This window comes from Belnapia sp. (assembly GCF_059504005.1).
This window is the reverse complement of the sequence record NZ_JCACHU010000083.1, coordinates 105,432-122,869: the sequence shown is the minus strand read 5'-3', so window position 1 is coordinate 122,869 and position 17,438 is coordinate 105,432. Positions and strand designations below refer to the sequence as shown.

The 17,438-nt window shown below is 71.2% G+C and carries 18 protein-coding genes; 6 read left to right on the top strand and 12 right to left on the bottom strand.

All coding sequences use genetic code 11. The features are described 5' to 3' along the window. Positions 1 to 51 precede the first annotated feature (51 nt). From AC5JJ1_RS12680 to AC5JJ1_RS12650, 7 genes are read right to left on the bottom strand one after another with little or no spacing between them, the layout of a single operon-like run. On the bottom strand, positions 52 to 1,758 hold the full coding sequence (locus AC5JJ1_RS12680) for an FAD-dependent oxidoreductase (RefSeq protein WP_495785469.1): 1,707 nt from the start codon (positions 1,756 to 1,758) through the stop codon (positions 52 to 54). A gap of 7 nt (positions 1,759 to 1,765) precedes the next feature. After that, entirely contained in the window at positions 1,766 to 2,752 is a 987-nt protein-coding gene (locus AC5JJ1_RS12675) for a Bug family tripartite tricarboxylate transporter substrate binding protein (RefSeq protein ID WP_495785468.1), read from the bottom strand. After that, the gene (fahA, locus tag AC5JJ1_RS12670) at positions 2,752 to 4,074 is read right to left on the bottom strand and encodes a fumarylacetoacetase (RefSeq protein WP_495785467.1); all 1,323 of its coding nucleotides are present in this window, start codon (positions 4,072 to 4,074) and stop codon (positions 2,752 to 2,754) included. Before fahA ends, AC5JJ1_RS12675 begins: the two co-directional genes overlap by 1 nt. A gap of 5 nt (positions 4,075 to 4,079) precedes the next feature. Further along, entirely contained in the window at positions 4,080 to 5,429 is a 1,350-nt protein-coding gene (hmgA, locus tag AC5JJ1_RS12665) for a homogentisate 1,2-dioxygenase (RefSeq protein WP_495785466.1), read from the bottom strand. 15 nt (positions 5,430 to 5,444) lie between these two features. After that, positions 5,445 to 6,425 (bottom strand): MBL fold metallo-hydrolase, encoded by a 981-nt coding sequence (locus AC5JJ1_RS12660; RefSeq protein WP_495785465.1) that lies wholly within the window; start codon positions 6,423 to 6,425, stop codon positions 5,445 to 5,447. A 24-nt stretch (positions 6,426 to 6,449) separates the two neighbouring features. Beyond that, positions 6,450 to 6,677, bottom strand: coding sequence for a DUF2783 domain-containing protein (locus AC5JJ1_RS12655; protein WP_495785464.1), 228 nt, complete (start codon positions 6,675 to 6,677; stop codon positions 6,450 to 6,452). 11 nt (positions 6,678 to 6,688) lie between these two features. Then, positions 6,689 to 8,350, bottom strand: coding sequence for an FAD-dependent oxidoreductase (locus AC5JJ1_RS12650; protein ID WP_495785463.1), 1,662 nt, complete (start codon positions 8,348 to 8,350; stop codon positions 6,689 to 6,691). Positions 8,351 to 8,464: 114 nt separating this feature from the next. On the opposite strand from AC5JJ1_RS12650, the gene AC5JJ1_RS12645 reads away from it, so the two are divergent. Beyond that, positions 8,465 to 9,250, top strand: a complete 786-nt coding sequence (locus AC5JJ1_RS12645) for an IclR family transcriptional regulator (protein ID WP_495785462.1) — start codon at positions 8,465 to 8,467, stop codon at positions 9,248 to 9,250. Here AC5JJ1_RS12645 and AC5JJ1_RS12640 read toward each other — a convergent pair. Further along, positions 9,247 to 9,933 (bottom strand): substrate-binding domain-containing protein, encoded by a 687-nt coding sequence (locus AC5JJ1_RS12640; protein WP_495785461.1) that lies wholly within the window; start codon positions 9,931 to 9,933, stop codon positions 9,247 to 9,249. The two genes, AC5JJ1_RS12645 and AC5JJ1_RS12640, sit on opposite strands and share 4 nt — an antisense overlap. Positions 9,934 to 10,037: 104 nt before the next feature. On the opposite strand from AC5JJ1_RS12640, the gene AC5JJ1_RS12635 reads away from it, so the two are divergent. Beyond that, on the top strand, positions 10,038 to 11,663 hold the full coding sequence (locus tag AC5JJ1_RS12635; RefSeq protein ID WP_495785460.1) for a flavin-containing monooxygenase: 1,626 nt from the start codon (positions 10,038 to 10,040) through the stop codon (positions 11,661 to 11,663). A gap of 3 nt (positions 11,664 to 11,666) precedes the next feature. On the opposite strand, the gene AC5JJ1_RS12630 is transcribed toward AC5JJ1_RS12635, so the two are convergent. The 3 genes from AC5JJ1_RS12630 to AC5JJ1_RS12620 all read right to left on the bottom strand — a co-directional run bounded on the left by AC5JJ1_RS12630 (position 11,667) and on the right by AC5JJ1_RS12620 (position 12,888). Next, the gene (locus tag AC5JJ1_RS12630) at positions 11,667 to 12,122 is read right to left on the bottom strand and encodes a DUF6481 family protein (RefSeq protein WP_495785459.1); all 456 of its coding nucleotides are present in this window, start codon (positions 12,120 to 12,122) and stop codon (positions 11,667 to 11,669) included. A gap of 83 nt (positions 12,123 to 12,205) precedes the next feature. Further along, positions 12,206 to 12,547: a Lin0512 family protein gene (locus AC5JJ1_RS12625; RefSeq protein WP_495785458.1), complete on the bottom strand. Its 342-nt coding sequence runs from the start codon at positions 12,545 to 12,547 to the stop codon at positions 12,206 to 12,208. Continuing rightward, on the bottom strand, positions 12,544 to 12,888 hold the full coding sequence (locus AC5JJ1_RS12620) for a Lin0512 family protein (protein ID WP_495785457.1): 345 nt from the start codon (positions 12,886 to 12,888) through the stop codon (positions 12,544 to 12,546). Before AC5JJ1_RS12620 ends, AC5JJ1_RS12625 begins: the two co-directional genes overlap by 4 nt. 141 nt (positions 12,889 to 13,029) lie before the next feature. Between AC5JJ1_RS12620 and AC5JJ1_RS12615 the strand changes: the two genes are divergently transcribed. The 4 genes from AC5JJ1_RS12615 (at position 13,030) to AC5JJ1_RS12600 (ending at position 15,533) form a co-directional block, all read left to right on the top strand. Continuing rightward, on the top strand, positions 13,030 to 14,361 hold the full coding sequence (locus AC5JJ1_RS12615; protein WP_495785456.1) for an LLM class flavin-dependent oxidoreductase: 1,332 nt from the start codon (positions 13,030 to 13,032) through the stop codon (positions 14,359 to 14,361). A 4-nt stretch (positions 14,362 to 14,365) separates the two neighbouring features. Continuing rightward, entirely contained in the window at positions 14,366 to 14,899 is a 534-nt protein-coding gene (locus tag AC5JJ1_RS12610) for a 2-dehydropantoate 2-reductase N-terminal domain-containing protein (RefSeq protein ID WP_495785455.1), read from the top strand. 151 nt (positions 14,900 to 15,050) lie between these two features. Beyond that, on the top strand, positions 15,051 to 15,200 hold the full coding sequence (locus AC5JJ1_RS12605) for a hypothetical protein (protein WP_495785454.1): 150 nt from the start codon (positions 15,051 to 15,053) through the stop codon (positions 15,198 to 15,200). Continuing rightward, the gene (locus tag AC5JJ1_RS12600) at positions 15,201 to 15,533 is read left to right on the top strand and encodes a hypothetical protein (protein WP_495785453.1); all 333 of its coding nucleotides are present in this window, start codon (positions 15,201 to 15,203) and stop codon (positions 15,531 to 15,533) included. Here AC5JJ1_RS12600 and ilvD read toward each other — a convergent pair. Then, positions 15,511 to 17,367: a dihydroxy-acid dehydratase gene (ilvD, locus tag AC5JJ1_RS12595; protein WP_495785452.1), complete on the bottom strand. Its 1,857-nt coding sequence runs from the start codon at positions 17,365 to 17,367 to the stop codon at positions 15,511 to 15,513. The two genes, AC5JJ1_RS12600 and ilvD, sit on opposite strands and share 23 nt — an antisense overlap. Positions 17,368 to 17,438: the final 71 nt, after the last annotated feature.

Sequence of the window (17,438 nt, the reverse complement as noted above, 5' to 3'; positions counted from 1 at the left end):
AACGACCGATGCAGAACCGAATGGATCAGCCAGCCACTCCGGTCACAGAGCCTAGCCGGCCGTCTCCCCTTGCGCCGCCAGGTGCCGCGCCGCGATGTAGCCGAAGGTGAGCGCCGGCCCGAGGGTGATCCCGCCGCCTGGGTAATTGCCGCCCATGATGCTCGCCATGTCATTGCCCGCGGTATAGAGGCCGGGGATCGGCCGCCCCTCGCGGTTCAGCACCTGGGCATGGCCGTTCGCGCGCAGCCCGGCGAAGGTGCCGAGGTCGCCCACCCCCACCTCCACCGCATAGAAGGGGCCCTGCTCGATCGGGGCGAGGCAGGGATTCGGCGCGAAGGCCGGGTCCCCGTTGAAACGGTTGTAGGCGGTCGAACCCTTGCCGAAGGCGGTGTCCGTGCCGGCCCGCGCATCGCGGTTATAGGCCTCGACGGTTGCCGCCAGCCCCGCCGGGTCGATCCCTGCCGCCGCCGCCAGGGCCTGAAGGCTGGCGCCCCGCTTCAGGTAGCCGGAGCGGACCTGGCCTGCGACCGGCACCGGGAAGGGCTTGACGAAGCCGAGGCCGAAGCGGCGCAGGAAGGCATGGTCCACCACCAGGAAGGCCCGCACCGGCCCGCCCGCCGGGCTGGCGGCAAAAAGAGCCTGGACGAAGTCGTGGTAGGAGTTGGCCTCGTTCACGAAGCGCCGGCCATCCGGCAGCACGGCGATCAGCCCGGGCTTGGCCCGGTCGATGAAGTGGGGGAAGACGCCCCAGCCGCCATCGCGCCGCGGCACGCGGGAGACCGGCACCCAGGCCGCGGCATTCGGGTAGCCGAGCTCCAGCGCGGCGCCTGCCGCCTCGCCGAGCTGCAGCCCGTCGCCGGTATTGCCGGGCGGCGCGGGGGAAAGGTGCCGCCCGCCATCCGGGTCATGCGGGAAGAGGCTGCGGCGCCGCGATCGGTCCTGCGGGAAGCCGCCGGCTGCCAGCACCACCCCACGGGCCGCGCGCACCTCCCGGGGCCCGTCCGGCATGGCGAGCCGCGCGCCGACGACGCGGCCCTCCTCCACCAGCAGCCGCTCCGCCGCCGCCTCGGTCCAGACCGCGGCGCCGAGGTCGAGCGCGCTGCGGAACAGGCGCGCCGCCAGCGCATTGCCGTTGGTCAGCCGCATGCCCCGGCCATGCAGCGCGAGGTCGCGCAGATGTGCCGTCATCCGCCCCGCCACATAGGCGACCGAGCGCGCCGAGCGGGTGACGTTGAAGAAATGCTTCAGCTCCGGCCCGGAGCCGATCATCAGCCCGGCGAAGGTCAGCTCCGGCAGGGGCGGCCGCAGCCGGGCCAGCTCCGGGCCGAGGTCCTTGGCGTCGTAGGGCGCGGCAAGGATGGAGCGCCCGCCGGCGACGCCGCCCGGCGCGGTCGGGTGGTAGTCGGAGAAGGCCGAGGCAGGGTCGAAGCGCAGGGCGGTGCGGGTCTCGAAGAACTCCACCGCCTCCGGCCCATGGGCGAGGAAGGCGTCGACGCAGTCGGCGTTGAAGTGGTTGCCCGCCTCGTGCCGCAGATAGGTACGGGCCGCCTCGACGCTGTCCTCCACCCCGTCGCGGCGGGAGACGGGGTTGTTCGGGATCCAGAGATAGCCGCCGGACAGTGCGGTGGTGCCGCCGACATACCGCTCCTTCTCCGCGACGATCACCGCGAGCCCCTGCGCCGCCGCCGCCGCCGCCGCCGCGAGCCCGCCCGCGCCGGAGCCGATCACCAGGACGTCGCAGGCTTCCGTCATGTCCATATCCGCCTCAGTCGAGGGTGATGCCGAGTTCCTTGATCAGCGGGACCCAGACCGTCCGCTCGGCCTCGACGTACCGGCGGAACTCCTCCGGCCCGCCGCTCAGCGGCTCGAGGCCGATGCCGCGCAGCTTGCCGGTGACCGCTTCCTCGCGCAGCGCCGCGGCGAGCTCCGCCGTCAGCCGGCCGGCGATGGGCGCCGGCGTGTTGGCCGGCACCACCATCCGTTGCCAGGCATGGGCCTTGAAGCGGGCGAGGCCGAGCGCCTCGCCGATCGTCGGCACCTCGGGCAGGTCGGGGTGGCGCTGCGCCGAGCAGAGGGCGAGCGGCTTCACCCGGCGCGAGCGCAGGTATTCAAGGCCGGAGGGAAGGTCGAGGATCATCGACTCGATCGTCCCCGCCAGCAGGTCGTTCAGCGCCGGCGCCGCGCCGCGATAGGGGATATGGGTGAAGCGCACCCCCGTCTCCTTCGCCAGCCGTTCCATCGCCAGGTGATGCGGCGAGCCGATGCCGGGCGAGCCGTAATCGATCGCACCCGGCTTGGCCTTCGCCGCGTCGAAGATCCCGCGCGCGCTGGCATGGGGCGAGTCCTGCTTCACCGTCAGCACCAGCGGGAAGCGGGCCATCAGCCCGACCGGCTGGAAGTCGCGCGCCGGGTCATAGGGCAGGCGGCGGAACAGCGCCGGGTTGAAGACCAGCGTGCCGTTGTCGGCGGAGAAGACGGTGTAGCCATCCGGCGGCGACTTGGCCGCAGCCTCCGCGCCGATATTGGTCGCGGCACCCGGGCGGTTGTCGATCACCATCGGCTGGCCGATCCGCGCCGAGATGGCGCTACCGAGGATGCGCGCCAGCGTGTCCGTGCCGCCGCCCGCGGCATAGGCGACGATCCACTTGACCGGCCGGTCCGGATAGGACTGGGCGCGCAGGCCGCGCAGCGGCAGGGTGGCCCCAAGCCCCGTCGCCAGGGCGGCACGGCGCGGGATGCGGAGGCTGCCCATCACGCGGCTTCTGTGCCGGGCGCCGGCAGGATGCTGCCGCGGCACTCGCCGAAGCCGATGGAGACAAAGCCCTCGCGCCGGGCGCGGGCGCGGAGCACCAGCGCATCGCCATCCTCGAGGTAGCGACGCTCCTCGCCTGAGCCGAGCCGCAGCGGCTGCTTCCCGCCCCCGGTGATCTCCAGCAGGCTGCCGAGCGATGCGGCATCGGGCCCGGAGATGGTGCCGGAGCCGAGCAGGTCGCCCGGCTGCAGGTTGCAGCCGTTGCTGGCGTGATGCGCCACCATCTGCGCCACGGTCCAGTACATGTGCCGCGTGTTGCTGAGGCCGAGCCGATGTGGCGGCAGCCCCTTCTCGCGCAGGCCCGGCGTCTCCAGCAGCACCTCGAGCTCCAGGTCGAAGGCGCCCTCGCGCTGGTCGGCCTCGTCGAGCAGATAGGGCAGGGGGGTTGGGTCGCCCTCCGGCCGCGGCGGCTGGGCGTGGCGGAAGGGCGCCAGCGCCTCCGGCGTGATCACCCAGGGGCTGATCGTCGTGCCGAAATTCTTGCCGAGGAAGGGGCCGAGCGGCTGGTACTCCCAGGCCTGGATGTCGCGTGCCGACCAGTCGTTCAGCAGGCAGTAGCCGGCGACGTGCCGTGCCGCCTCGCCGACCGGCACCGGCTCGCCGAGCGCATTGCCCGGGCCGATCCAGATGCCGAGCTCCAGCTCGTAGTCGAGGTTGCGGCAGGGGCCGAAGCTCGGCGCATTCTCCTCAGGCCGCTTGCGCTGGCCCTGCGGCCGGCGGATTGGCGTGCCGGACGGCATCACGGAGGAGGCGCGGCCGTGATAGCCGATGGGGACATACTTGTAGTTCGGCAGCAGCGGGTTGTCGGGGCGGAAGACCTTGCCAACATTGGTCGCGTGATGGATGCCGACATAGAAGTCGGTGTAGTCGCCGATCCGTGCCGGCAGGTGCAGCATGCAGCGCTCGGCCGGCTGGAGGCAGGGCTCGAGCCTCGCCCGCTCCGCGCTGCCCTCGGCCAGCACGCCACTGAGCCGGGCACGCAGCGCCACGCGAGGCCCGGCGCCGAGGGCGAAGAAGGGGTTGAGCGTGCCGCCCGCCATCGCCTCGACGGCCTCCGCTGCCTCGCCCTGGAACAGCCCGGCCGCCTGCGCCGCGCCGAGGTCGAGGATCATCGACCCGATGGCGACGCCGGTCCGCTTCCCGCCGCCGGCTGGGGAGAAGATGCCGAGCGGCAGGTTCTGGATCGGGAAGTCCGGATGGCCATTGGCCGAGTCCACCCAGCTGCACAGCCCGGCGTCATGCGTCGCATCGATCGAGGGCATGCCGCTCACCACTCCCGCCGGCTGGGGTCGAAATGGCGCCGCAGCGCCTGGCCGTACTCGCCATAGTCGCGCTGCAGCTCCGGCAGGCCGGCGGCATAGGCGGTGACGCGCTGCAAGAAGCGCGTTTCGAACATGAAGGCGAGCGTCCCTTCCAGCTTGTGCGGCTTCAGCTCCGCCTTGCTCGCCCCCTCGAAGGCGGACATGTCCGGCCCGTGCGGCAGCATGGTGTTGTGCAGCGAGAAGCCGCCCGGGGCGAAGCCGCCGCCAGTCTTGGCATCATAGACGCCGTAGATCAGCCCCATGAACTCCGACATGACGTTCATGTGGTACCAGGGCGGGCGGAAGGTGTTCTCCGCCACCATCCAGCGCTCGGGGAAGATGACGAAGTCGATGTTCGCCGTGCCCGGCGTGTCGCTCGGCGAGGTGAGGACGGTGAAGATCGACGGGTCGGCATGGTCGAAGAGCACCGGCCCGACCGGCGAGTAGCGCCGGAGGTCGTACTTGTAGGGCGCGTAGTTGCCGTGCCAGGCGACGACGTCGAGCGGCGAGGCGGGGATCTCCGCCCCCCAGAGCGTGCCGCCCCATTTCACCGTCAGCCGGCTCGGCACCTCGCGGTCCTCATAGGTGGCGACGGGGGTGAGGAAGTCGCGCGGATTGGCGAGGCAGTTGGCGCCGATCGGCCCGCGCTCCGGCAGGGTGAGGGCGCCGCCGTAATTCTCGCAGACATAGCCGCGCGCCGGGCCGCCGCGGAGCTCCGCGCGGAACTTGACGCCGCGCGGGATCACCGCGATCTCGCCGGGCGCGATGTCGATGACACCGAATTCTGTCGCCAGCCGCAGCGCGCCCTGCTGCGGCACCAGCAGCATCTCGGCATCGGCGTTGTAGAAATACTCGTCCTCCATGGAACGGGTGACAAAGTAGAGATGCGCCGCCATCCCGGCCTGGCTGCCGGCATCGCCCGCGGTGGTGACGGTGTGCATCCCCTCGATGAGGGAGAGACCGCGCTCCGGGATCGGCACCGGGCTCCAGCGCATCGGCGCGGGCGGCAGCTCGACCTCGGCGCAGGGCGCGGTGCGCCAGTGCCCGGCATCGATCCGGCGGAACTGCCCCCAGTTCGCAACCGTCGGGCGGATGCGGTAGAGCCAGCTCCGCTCATTCGCCGCCCTTGGTGCGGTGAAGGGGGAGCCGCTGAGCTGCTCGGCATAAAGCCCATAGGCGCAGCGCTGCGGCGAGTTGCGGCCGACCGGCAGGGCGCCGGGCAGCGCCTCCGTCTCGAACTGGTTGCCGAAGCCGGAGAGGTAGGCCGGCTCCGCCGTGCCCACGCCGGCAGCGCTGAAGGGCTGGACGAGGTTCATGCTGGCCGGTCTCCCTCAGGAATGCGCTTCGGCGGATTTCATGGTGCTGCCCTGCTCGAGCGCCTGCCACATCTCGACGTCGCGCTTGGCGGTCCAGATGCGCGGGTGGTCGATGCCCTGCGCCTCGTCATAGGCGCGGCTGACATCGAAGGGCATGCAGTGCTCGAAGATCACCCAATGCCCGTATTTGGGGCGCATTGCCGCCATGGCCTCGTCATAGACCTGCTTCAGCGTCGCGCCCTTGGCGACGCCCGCCTTGGCGATGGCGAAGAGGTCCGAGGTGAAGGCGATGGTGCCGGCGATGCCCTCCTCGACTTCCTGCCGGTTCAGCAGGCTGCGGCCGCGGCCGGGCACCAGCTTCTCGGCGCCGAGCGCCCGCACCGCGGCGAGCGTCGCCGGCCAGTCGGTGAAATGCGCGTCGCCGCAATAGGGCGTCGCGCCGAACTCGACGGTGTCGCCGGCGAAGAGCACCCGCTCCTTCGGCAGCCAGACCACGGTGTCGCCGGCCGTGTGGCTGCGGCCGATATGGATGATCTGCACCTCGCGCTGGCCCATCCACAGCGTCATCCGCTTGTGGAAGACGACATGCGGCCAGGTGAGGCCAGGGATGCTCTCCTTGCCGCGGAACAGGCGCGGGAAGCGGCCGATCTCGCTGTCCATGTCCTGCTGGCCGCGCTCGACGATCAGGTCCCGCGTCACGTCGGAGGCGATGATCTCCGCCCCCTCATAGCCCGAGGCGCCGAGCACGCGGACGGCGTGGTAATGGCTCAGCACCACATGGCGGACGGGCTTGTCCGTCACCTGGCGGATGCGGGCGATGACGTCGCGCGCCATGGCCGGCGTCGCCTGGGCATCGACGACGAGGACGCCATCATCGCCGATGACGATGCCGGAATTGGGGTCGCCCTCCGCCGTCCAGCCATAGAGGCCGGGGCCGAGCTCCTCGAAGGAGACGTTCTTGTCGGCGAGGTCCTTGGTGCTGGCGAAGCCTGACATGGGGTCTCGTCCTCTCGATCGGGTTCAGGCGGTGGCCTTGAGGGTGCTGTCCTGCCCGGCCGGGGTGATGCCCTCGCGGGCCTTCGCCATGGCCTGGCGCAGAACGGCGGCATCGCCCACATGGTTCGCCAGCAGCAGGATCAGCTTGGCATTGACGAGGCGGCTCTGCTCCGGCGTCAGGTCGCGGTGGAGCGCGACCAGCGCCTCGTAGACATCGTCCGGCGCGGCGAGGTTGAGCTCGGTGTTCAGCATGGCGCTCCTCCTCAGCCCTGGCCGGTGGCGCGAGCCAGGGCCGCCTGTACCAGCGCGGGCTCGAAGCGGCGCCAGCGAGCGGCGACATGCTGATCCGGCCGCAGCAGGTAGACGGTGCCGGGCCGCGCATCGTAGCGCCGGGCGAGTAGCCCCTCCGCATCCTCGATCACGACCGTACCGGCCGGGGCGGCGCCGGCCGGGACGACCTGGAGCAGCCGCAGCGGGAGGCCGCCCGTGGCGGGCAGCGGCGGCGCCTCGCCCTCGCCGAACCAAAGGCCGGTGAAGCCGCCATGCTCGAGCTGCGCCAGGAACCATGCCGCCTCGCCCCCGACCCGCACCGGCGCATCGGCGGCCGGGGCGCCCGGCTGCATGGGCCCGTCGAAGGCATCCGTATCGGGCGTGTTCAGCGGCGAGGCCCGGTAGGTGCTGGGCAGGGAGAGCCGCCCGCTATTCACCAGCCGCCGGGCGAAGGCGCAGTCGCGCGCGAGCTCCAGCGTGGCGTCGCGGAAGGCGCGGCTCGCCTCGTTCTTCGGGGTGATGAAGTCGGTGCTGCGGGTGGAGTTGAGGATGTTCTCGTCCGCCGCCTGGACCCGCTCGGCATCGTAGCTGTCGAGCAGGCCCTCCGGCGCCCGGCCCGCCGCCACCAGCCCGAGCTTCCAGGCCAGGTTCTCCGCATCCTGCACGCCGCTATTGGCGCCGCGCGCGCCAAAGGGCGAGACGCCATGCGCGCTGTCGCCGGCGAAGAGCACGCGGCCGTGGCGGAAGCGCTCCATCCTGAGGCAGGAGAAGGTGTAGACGCTGACCCATTCCAGCTCGAACCGCGCCTGCGGCCCGAGCAGCGCCTGCACGCGGGGGATCACCCGCTCCGGCTGGCGCTCCGCAACCGGGTCGGCATCCCAGCCGAGCTGGAAGTCGATGCGCCAGACGCCGTCCGGCTGCTGGTGCAGCAGCACGGACTGGTTGGGGTGGAAGGGCGGGTCGAACCAGAACCAGCGCTCGGCGGGGAAGGGGGCGTCCATCCGCACATCGGCGATCAGGAAGCGGTCGCGGAAGGTCTGGCCCTTGCTCTCGAGGCCCATAGCCTTGCGGATCGGGCTCCGCGCGCCGTCCGCGGCGACCAGCCAGTCGGCCTGCAGTTGGTAATTACCCTCTGGCGTCTCGATCTCGAGCAGCACGCCATCGGCCTGCGGCTCCAGCCCCGCCACCCGGTTCCGCCAGCGCAGGTCGATCAGCGGCAGCGCCCGCGCCCGCTCGAGCAGGAAGCCTTCGACATAGTATTGCTGCAGGTTGATGAAGGCCGGGCGCCGGTGGCCCGCCTCCGGCAGCAGGTCGAAGCTGTAGACCGGCTCCTCGCGGAAGAAGACCTTGCCCAGGTTCCAGGTGACCCCCTGGCCGACCATGCGCTCGCCGCAGCCTAGCCGGTCGAAGATCTCGAGCGTCCGCTTGGCGAAGCAGATGGCGCGCGAGCCGTTGGATAGGCGGTCGTCGTCATCGAGCAGCACGACGCGGATGCCCTGCTGCGCCAGGTCGATGGCCGCGGCGAGGCCGACCGGCCCGGCGCCGACGATGACGACGGGGTGGCGCACCGGCCGCGGCGCGTCCTGGTCGGGCGAGCGCGCATAGGGAAAGACGAGGGCTTGGTAATCCACCCGCCCGGCCGTGCTGCCGTCCATCCTCGCCCTCCCTCGACCTAGCCTCGCCGACGATCTTGCTACGCATTACGTAATACGCTATGAATGTTGTAGCAAAGCGGGGGAGGCAGTCGTCAAGTGGCCTTTGTTCAACGGGTGGCGACCCCGGAGCCGGAGGATCTGCGCGGCGGGGTGAACTCGGTCGAGGTTGCCGGCCAGCTGCTGCGCATCCTGGCCGAGGCGGGCAGGCCGATGCGCCTCGCCGACCTCGCCCGCGCCGCCGGCATGCCCTCGGCCAAGGCGCATCGCTACCTGGTCAGCCTGGCCCGGGCCGGCCTTGCCGAGCAGGATGCGACGAGCTCCCGCTACGACCTCGGCCCGCTGATGCTGCGCGCCGGGCTGGCTGCGCTCGGCCGGTCCGACGCGCTGAAGCGGGCGGAGCGGGCGCTGGAGGCCATCGCCGCCCGCACCGGCGAGACCGCCGCCGCCGCCGTCTGGGGCACCCATGGGCCGACCCATGTGCGCTTGGTCGAGGCCCGGCACACGCTGGCAGCCCATGTCCCGCCCGGCCATGTCTGCCCGATGACCTATTCGGCTTCCGGCCTCGTCTTCTGCGCCTTTGGCGAGCCCGGCCTGACCCGGCCGCTCGCCGAGCGGGAGGTGGCGCAGAACCGCGCCACCGCCCGCCCCTGCGCCCCCGCCTCGATGGCGGAGCTGGACCGGCTGGTGGCCGCGGTGCGCGCCCGGGGCTTCGCCACGGTGGAGAATGAGGGGGATGGCGGGCTCGCCGCCGTCTCCGCCCCGGTCTTCGAGGCCGATGGCGGGCGCATCCGGCTGGCGCTCACCGTCTTCGGCCGGGTCGGGCGGCTCAATGTCGCGGCGGATGGGCCGGTGGTCGCGCTGGTGGTGGAGGCGGCCCGCGCCCTGGCGGCGGAGCTTTAGGCGGGCAGCAAGCCTTTGGCGCGCAGCCGCTCCGGCGTCATCGCTCGGGCGATCGCGTCCAGCAGCCCGCCCGCCTCGGCCGTGAACAGCCCGGCCGAGAAGACCGCCCGGGTGTTGAGCGCCTCCGGCAGCGGCCCGACGATATCCACCCCGGGCACCGCCATCAGCTCGCTCACCTGCTGGATGGCGACCTCCGCCTCGCCTCGCGCCGCCAGCTCGGCCGTCAGCCCCTGCGGGATGACGGTTGCCTTGGCGCGGACCGCCTCGGCGATGCCCAGCCGCTCGATCAGCCCGGCGAAGAAGATGCCGCTCGCCCCCGCCCGTGAATAGACGATGGACCGGGCGCCAAGCAGCGCCGCTCGGCAGGCCTCGGACGTGGCGATGTCGGGCCGCGGCGCCCCGGCGCGCACCGCCATGCCGATGAGCGAGATGCAGAGGTCCCGCCGGCTGCCGGGCAGGAGCCGGCCCTCCGCCGCCAGCGCCTCCACCGCCTCCGCCGTCAGGATGGCGAGGTCGGGCGCCTCGCCGTCCGCGATGCGGCGTAGCAGGGCGGCGGTCGGGGCGAAATCCGCGGCGATGGGCCGCCCGAGCTCGGCCTCCAGCCCCGGCAGCAGCTCCTGCAGCAGCCCCATCACGGCCAGGGTGGAGAGGAGGCGGAGGGGCGCACGGGGTTGTTCCTGCATCGGTGCTCTCTCCGGTCGGCGGGCATTGACGTCCGGGGCCAGAGTGTGGCGGGCTTGGGGGAAGGATCAAGCAGAGCGCCGAGACAGGCCCAGAGAGAGGAAGCATGTCCGAGACCAGGATCGATGCGGTGATCGTCGGCGCCGGCTTCGCCGGCATGTACATGCTGCATCGGATGCGGGGCCTCGGCATCCGGGCGGTGGTGCTGGAGCAGGGCGCCGATGTCGGCGGCACCTGGTACTGGAACCGCTATCCCGGCGCGCGCTGCGACGTGGAGAGCATGCAGTACTCCTTCTCCTTCCTGCCGGAGCTCCAGCAGGAATGGCGCTGGTCGGAGCGCTTCGCCTCCCAGCCAGAAATCCTGCGCTACGCCGCCCATGTCGCCGAGCGGCTCGACCTGCGGCGGGACATCCGCTTCGAAACGCGGGTGACGCGCGCCGCCCATGACGAGGCGACGGGGCTCTGGACCGTCGAGACCGATGGCGGCGACCGCTACCTCGCCCAGTACTGCGTCATGGCGACGGGCTGCCTCTCCACCGCCAAGCTGCCGGAGATCGCGGGGCTCGAAAGCTTCGCCGGCGCCACCTACCATACCGGCCACTGGCCGCATGAGGGGGCCGATTTCAGCGGCAAGCGCGTCGCCGTCATCGGCACCGGGTCGTCGGCCATCCAGGCCATCCCGGTGATCGCGCGGCAGGCGGCGCATGTCACCGTCTTCCAGCGGACTCCCAATTTCAGCATCCCCTCGCGCAACGCGCCCATGGATGACGAGTACGAGCGCTGGTGGAAGTCGGACTACGACGCCCACCGGGCCAAGGCGCGGATGATGCGCACCGGCATCCTCTATGGTCTCAACGACAAGTCGGCCCTCGAGGTCACGCCGGAGGAGCGCGAGGCGGAGTACGAGGCGCGCTGGGCCCGCGGCGGCACCGCCTTCATGGGCGCCTTCTCCGACCTCATCACCAACCGCGCGGCGAACGAGACGGCCTCCGAATTCGTCCGCCGCAAGATCCGCGCCATCGTCAAGGACCCGGCGGTGGCGGAGCTGCTGGCGCCGAAGGGCTACCCGATCGGCACCAAGCGCATCTGCGTCGACACGGAGTATTTCGAGACCTTCAACCGGCCGAACGTCACGCTGGTGGATGTTCGCACGGCGCCGATCGAGGCCATCACCCCGCGCGGCCTCCGCGCTGGCGGCGCCGAGTACGAATGCGACGCGCTGGTCTTCGCCACCGGCTTCGATGCGATGACGGGCGCGCTCACCCGCATCGACATCCGCGGCCGCGGCGACCTCGGCCTCGCCGAGAAATGGGCCGAGGGCCCGCGCACCTATCTCGGCCTGATGACGGCCGGCTTCCCCAACCTGTTCATGATTACCGGCCCGGGCAGCCCATCGGTGCTGTCGAACATGATCGTCTCGATCGAGCAGCATGTGGACTGGCTGAGCGACTGCCTCGCCCATCTGCGCGGCCGCGGCCTCACGACCATCGAGGCGACGCCGGAGGCCGAGGAGGCCTGGGTCGCGCATGTGAACGAGGTCGCCGACCGCACGCTCTACCCGCAGGCGGCGTCCTGGTACATGGGCGCCAATGTGCCGGGCAAGCCGCGGGTCTTCATGCCCTATATCGGCGGCGTCGGCACCTACCGGGAGAAATGCGCCGAGATCGCGGCGAAGGGCTATGAGGGCTTCCGCCTCTCCGTCGGCGCGATGCCGGCGGCGGCAGCCGAATAGAGCCTACTTCTTGCGGGCCTTGCGGGCGGCGTAGCGGGCATCCCGCGCCGCCTTCTGCTCGGCGGCGAGGGCGAGGGCGCGCTCACGCTTTTCGCTGTCAAGGATCTGGGCGCGGGTTTCACGGTCGGCATTCTCGAGGGCGAGCGCGCGGGCCTCCTCGGCGCGCCGGGCAGCCTCCTCGATCTCGCGCTGGCGGGCCTCGGCGGCGAGGCGCTCCTGCTCGGCGCGGCGGGCGGCCTCCTCGGCGGCGAGGCGGGCAAGCTCGGCCTCCTTCGCGGCCTTGCGCTCGGCGATGCGGGCCTCGCGGGCCTCGGCAATCGCCTTCTGCTGAGCCAGCCGCTCCTGGACGGCCGGATCATCGGGCTTCGGCTGGTTGCGGAAGCGGTCCATCAGCGCCTGGCGGGCTTTGGCAGCGGCACTCAGGCGGTCATTGAAATTATCGGATTTAAAGGCGGGCATGGCGCGCTTCTACTCAAAGGCGGCCCAGATGTACAGGCGGTAACCGCGGCGGAGGCATGACGTATCGGCATGGCACCGAGCGGTCAGGGCAGTTCCAGCCGCACGGCGATGGCAGCGCTGGCGATCACGGCCACGTCACTGCCCTCGTCGTCCGGCACGTCGAGGCCGCCCTTCACCACCTGCACCGTGACGATGCCATGCGGCAGCGAGGCCCGCACCCGCTCGGCATCGACGCGCTCCGGCTGCTGCACGCCGATGGTGACGTCGACCAGCATGGTCTTCGGGTCGACCTTCAGCGAGCGCAGCATGGTGAGGGAGGAATGGTGCAGCGCATCCTGCACTGCCCGCAGCGCCGCCTTGGTGTAGTCCCCGCCATGCAGGTCGTTGCCCGCACCCATCTCGAGGATCACGCGCCGCGCGCTCATTCGGGCAGGTCCAGCCGGACGATGGCGGCTGCATGGGCCATGACGGTGGAGCCGGCGCCGGCCTCGTTCGGGATCTCGAGCCCGCCTTCCACCACCGTGACCGTGCCGGTCCCATGCGGCAGCACAGCGAGCACCGCCGCATGGTCCACTTGCTCGGGCTTCGGCACGCCGATCCGCACCTCCACCTCCATGCTGTCCACATGGACGCCGAGCGCATGGGTGATGGTGAGGGAGTTGTGCCAGAGCGCGTCGCGCAGCGCCCTGACCGCGGCCTTGGTGTAGTCGGCGCCGCGGATATCGGTCCCCAGGCCGAGCTCCAGCACCATGCGTTTCATGGCCATGACGTTCCTCGTAGTCTCGTTGGCCTAAACTGTCCTCCCACCGGCGCCCGGCCGCAATGGCTTCCGGGAAGCCTCCCGCCCGGCGCTTGCGTGGCGGGCCCCTTGGCGCATCATGCCCACCGGCAGCGACGCAGGATCCGCATGAGCACCCGCAAGCCCATCAAGCTCGGCCTCTCGATGCGCTATCTCGGCTACCACGCCGCCGCCTGGCGCCATCCGGAAGCCGATCCCGGCGCCGCCTCGAAGCTGGGCCACTTCCTCCGCATCGCCCGCACGGCGGAGGCGGCGAAGTTCGACATGCTCTTCCTCGCCGACGGGATCGGGCTGCGGACGCGGGACGAGCCGCCGGGCGCGCTCTGCCGCTCGCACCAGACGGCGGAGCTGGAGCCGCTGACCCTGCTCTCGGCGCTGGCTGCGCTGACCAGCCGCATCGGCCTCGTCGCCACCGCCTCCACGACCTACAACGAGCCCTTCCACATCGCCCGCAAATGGGCCTCGCTCGACCATCTGAGCGGCGGCCGCGCCGGCTGGAACATCGTCACCTCCTGGTCGGAGGCGGAAGCGTGGAATTTCAACCGCGACCAGCACATGGAATACGACCTGCGCTACGAGCGCGCGGCCGAATTCGTCGAGGTGGTAAAGGGGCTCTGGGACAGCTGGGAGGGCGATGCGCTGGTCCACGACAAGGCCAGCGGCATCTTCTTCGACCAGTCGAAGCTCCATGTGCTGAACCACAAGGGCAAGCATTTCCAGGTCCGCGGCCCGCTGACCGTCGCCCGCACGCCGCAGGGACGGCCGATCCTGGTGCAGGCTGGCGCCTCGGAGCAGGGGCTCGAGATCGCCGCGCGCAGCGCCGATGTCGTCTACTCCGCCTCCCACACGCTGGAGGCGGCGCGGGACTACTACGCTAACCTTAAGGGGCGCCTCGCCAGGCATGGCCGCGGCTGGGATGACCTCAAGGTGATGCCCGGCGTCACCTACTTCATCGGCCGCACCCAGGCCGAGGCCCAGGCGAAGCTCGACCAGCTGAACGAGCTCGTCGCGCCGGAGCTCGGCCTCTCCTACCTCTACGGCCAGATGGGCGATCTCAGCGGGTATGACCCGGATGGGCCGGTGCCGGAGCCGCAGGACCCGCGCATCCGGAGCATGGCGCGGATGGCGCTCGAGCTGGCGCGGCGGGAGAACCTCACGATCCGCCAGCTCTACAGCCGCATCGCCGCCGGCTTCGGCGGGCGCGTCGTGGTCGGCACGCCGGAGAGCATCGTCGACGACATGGAGGAATGGGTCGCGGCCGGCGCGGCGGACGGGTTCAACATCTGCCCGCCGGTGCTGCCGGTCGGCCTCGATGATTTCGTCGAGCTGGTGCTGCCGGAGCTGCGCCGGCGCGGGATGTTCCGCACCGAATACGAGGGCACGACGGTCAGGGAGAATCTCGGCGTGCCGATGCCGGCCAACCGCTACACGGCCGGGTAGGGAGATGCGCGTCGCCATCCTCGGCACCGGCGCCATCGGCCTCGGCGCGGCCGCCCTGCTGGCGGAGCACGGCCATGCGCCGGTGCTCTGGACCCGGTCCGGCACGGCGCCGCCGGTGCAGGAGGTGAGCGGCGCCCTGGCGGGCCGCTTCGCCTTCGCCTTCGAGCCCGACATCGCCCGCGCCGTCGCCGGCGCCGAAGCGGTGGTGCTCGCCCTGCCGGCCCATTGCTACAGGGCAGTGCTGGATGCCGCGCTGCCGCATCTCGCCGAGGGCCGACCGGTGATCCTCAGCGGCCATCTCCCCTTCGCCGTTCTCTATCTGGCAAGGCGCCTGGCCGAGCGGGGGTGCGGCTGCCGATCATCCTCTGGGGCGCACCGTCATCACCGGGCGGCGGCTCGGGCCGGAGGCCCTCCGCATCGACACGCTTCGCGCCAAGGTCGACCTGGCAGCGCTGCCGGCGGGCTGGATCGCGGAGGGGATGGCGCTCTGCGAGGCGCGCTGTTCGGCCCCCCCGCCTCGTCGCGCGGAGGGACCTGATCGCCATCGCGCTCAGCAACGTCAACCCGCCGAACCACATGACGATCGCCCTCTGCAACCCAACCCGCATGGAGCGCGGCGAGGCCTGGTCACAGATCGAGAACATCACCGATGCAGTCGCCGCCTGATCGAGACGCTGGATACGGAGCGGTTGGCCATCGCCGAGGCCTTCGGCGCCGCGGTGCGGCAGCATTTCCGCCTGTCCTTCCACATTCCCGAGGCGCAGCTCGCCGAGATGGCCCGGGCGATGCTGGCGCGCGGCGACCGGAGCCTCGCCCCGGCGACGCTCGAGACGCACTAGGTGCTGGAGGATGTGCCCTTCGGCCTGGTGCCGACGGCCCGGCTCGGCCGCCTCGCCGGGCGCCCCGCCCCGTTGCACGAGGCGGGGATCGCGCTGCTCTCGGCGCTCTATGGCCGCGACCTCGCCGCTGCCAATGACCTGCTGCCCGCCATCGGCTTCGACAGGCTGGGCGCGGAGCGCCTTCGCACCCTGGCCCGCGACGGGATCCAGAGCGGGTTCCGTTCGCATAGGCTCACGGAACCCGCTCCAGCTTGTTGTTCGATCGAGCAAATACCTCCGATCGGGTGCTTCCACCTGATCGGAGCTTGCTCTAGCCCCGCCGCAGGCCCTTGAGGTCGCGCACCGCGCCGCGCGCCGCGCTGGTCACCATGGCTGCATAGGCCTTCAGCGCGGTCGAGACCTGGCGCTTGCGCGGCCGGGCCGGCTGCCAGGCCTCGGCGCCCTTGGCCTCCATGGCCGCGCGGCGCTCCGCCAGCACCGCATCCGGCACGGCGAGGTGGATGCGCCGGTTCGGGATGTCGATCTCGATCCGGTCGCCATCCTCGACCAAGCCGACCAGCCCGCCCTCTGCCGCCTCCGGCGAGAGATGCCCGATCGAGAGGCCGGAGGAGCCGCCGGAGAAGCGCCCATCCGTCACCAGCGCGCAGGCCTTCCCGAGCCCCTTCGACTTCAGGTAGCTCGTCGGGTAGAGCATCTCCTGCATGCCCGGGCCCCCGCGCGGCCCCTCGTAGCGCACCAGCACCACGTCGCCGGACTGCACCGCGCCGCCGAGGATGCCCTCGACGGCTGCATCCTGGCTCTCGAAGACCCGCGCCGGGCCGGCGAAGCTGAGGATGCTGGCATCGACGCCCGCGGTCTTCACGATGCAGCCCTCCTCGGCGAGGTTGCCGTAGAGCACCGCGAGCCCGCCATCATGCGAGAAGGCATGCGCCCTGTCGCGGATGACGCCGCCCGCGCGGTCGGTGTCGAGGCTGTCCCAGCGCTGGTCCTGGCTGAAGGCGACCGTGGTCGGGATGCCGCCCGGCGCCGCCTGGTAGAAGTGCCGGACCTTCTCATCGGCGGTGCGCTGCACGTCCCAGCGGGCCAGCGCCTCGGCGAGGCTCGGCGCGTCGACCCGGCTGACGGAGGTGTCGAGCAGACCCGCCCGGTCCAGCTCGCCGAGGATGCCCATGATGCCGCCGGCCCGATGCACGTCCTCGACATGCACATTGGCGACCGAGGGCGCCACCTTGCACAGCACCGGCACCCGGCGGGAGAGCCGGTCGATCTCGCGCATGGTGATGTCGACGCCGCCCTCATGCGCCGCCGCCAGCAGGTGCAGCACGGTATTGGTCGAGCCGCCCATGGCGATGTCGAGGGTCATCGCATTCTCGAAGGCGGCGAAGCCCGCGATGCTGCGCGGCAGGACGGAGAAATCCTCCGTCTCGTAATGCGCCCGGGTGATCTCGACGATCTTCCGCCCGGCCTCGAGGAAGAGCTCGCGGCGGTCGGCATGCGTCGCCACGATCGTGCCGTTGCCGGGCAGCGCCAAGCCCAGCGCCTCGGTCAGGCAGTTCATCGAATTGGCGGTGAACATGCCGGAGCAGGAGCCGCAGGTCGGGCAGGCCGAGCGCTCGATGACGGCCACCTCTTCATCCGTCACATTGGGGTTGGCGGCGACGATCATGGCGTCGATCAGGTCGACCGAGCGCTTCTGCCCCCGATGCACCACCTTGCCCGCCTCCATCGGCCCGCCGGAGACGAAGATGGTCGGGATGTTGAGGCGCATGGTCGCCATCAGCATGCCTGGGGTGATCTTGTCGCAGTTGGAGATGCAGACCATGGCATCGGCGCAATGCGCGTTGACCATGTACTCGACGCTGTCGGCGATCAGGTCGCGCGAGGGCAGGCTGTAGAGCATGCCGTCATGCCCCATGGCGATGCCGTCATCCACCGCGATGGTGTTGAATTCCTTAGCGACGCCGCCCGCCGCCTCGATCTCGCGCGCCACCATCTGGCCCAGGTCCTTCAGGTGGACATGGCCGGGGACGAACTGGGTGAAGCTGTTGACCACCGCAATGATAGGCTTGCCGAAATCCCCGTCCTTCATGCCGGTGGCGCGCCAGAGGCCCCGGGCGCCGGCCATGTTGCGGCCATGGGTCGTGGTGCGGGAGCGGTATTGCGGCATCGAGGCTTTCCTCCGGGGAGGCGCTTCCATATTACGGCAGCGCGAGCTTGGCCAAGCCCCGTCGCGGGGGA

Bases quoted from the DNA above. Each gene is read 5' to 3' on its own strand.
- AC5JJ1_RS12625 (WP_495785458.1), bottom strand. From the start codon at position 12,547: ATGAGCGCGCGGCGCGTGATCCTCGAGATGGGTGCGGGCAACGACCTG.
- AC5JJ1_RS12675 (WP_495785468.1), bottom strand. From the start codon at position 2,752: ATGGGCAGCCTCCGCATCCCGCGCCGTGCCGCCCTGGCGACGGGGCTT.
- AC5JJ1_RS12660 (WP_495785465.1), bottom strand. From the start codon at position 6,425: ATGTCAGGCTTCGCCAGCACCAAGGACCTCGCCGACAAGAACGTCTCC.
- ilvD (WP_495785452.1), bottom strand. From the start codon at position 17,367: ATGCCGCAATACCGCTCCCGCACCACGACCCATGGCCGCAACATGGCC.
- AC5JJ1_RS12680 (WP_495785469.1), bottom strand. From the start codon at position 1,758: ATGGACATGACGGAAGCCTGCGACGTCCTGGTGATCGGCTCCGGCGCG.
- AC5JJ1_RS12650 (WP_495785463.1), bottom strand. From the start codon at position 8,350: ATGGACGGCAGCACGGCCGGGCGGGTGGATTACCAAGCCCTCGTCTTT.
- AC5JJ1_RS12635 (WP_495785460.1), top strand. From the start codon at position 10,038: ATGTCCGAGACCAGGATCGATGCGGTGATCGTCGGCGCCGGCTTCGCC.
- AC5JJ1_RS12615 (WP_495785456.1), top strand. From the start codon at position 13,030: ATGAGCACCCGCAAGCCCATCAAGCTCGGCCTCTCGATGCGCTATCTC.
- hmgA (WP_495785466.1), bottom strand. From the start codon at position 5,429: ATGAACCTCGTCCAGCCCTTCAGCGCTGCCGGCGTGGGCACGGCGGAG.
- AC5JJ1_RS12610 (WP_495785455.1), top strand. From the start codon at position 14,366: ATGCGCGTCGCCATCCTCGGCACCGGCGCCATCGGCCTCGGCGCGGCC.
- AC5JJ1_RS12620 (WP_495785457.1), bottom strand. From the start codon at position 12,888: ATGGCCATGAAACGCATGGTGCTGGAGCTCGGCCTGGGGACCGATATC.
- AC5JJ1_RS12655 (WP_495785464.1), bottom strand. From the start codon at position 6,677: ATGCTGAACACCGAGCTCAACCTCGCCGCGCCGGACGATGTCTACGAG.
- AC5JJ1_RS12640 (WP_495785461.1), bottom strand. From the start codon at position 9,933: ATGCAGGAACAACCCCGTGCGCCCCTCCGCCTCCTCTCCACCCTGGCC.
- fahA (WP_495785467.1), bottom strand. From the start codon at position 4,074: ATGCCCTCGATCGATGCGACGCATGACGCCGGGCTGTGCAGCTGGGTG.
- AC5JJ1_RS12630 (WP_495785459.1), bottom strand. From the start codon at position 12,122: ATGCCCGCCTTTAAATCCGATAATTTCAATGACCGCCTGAGTGCCGCT.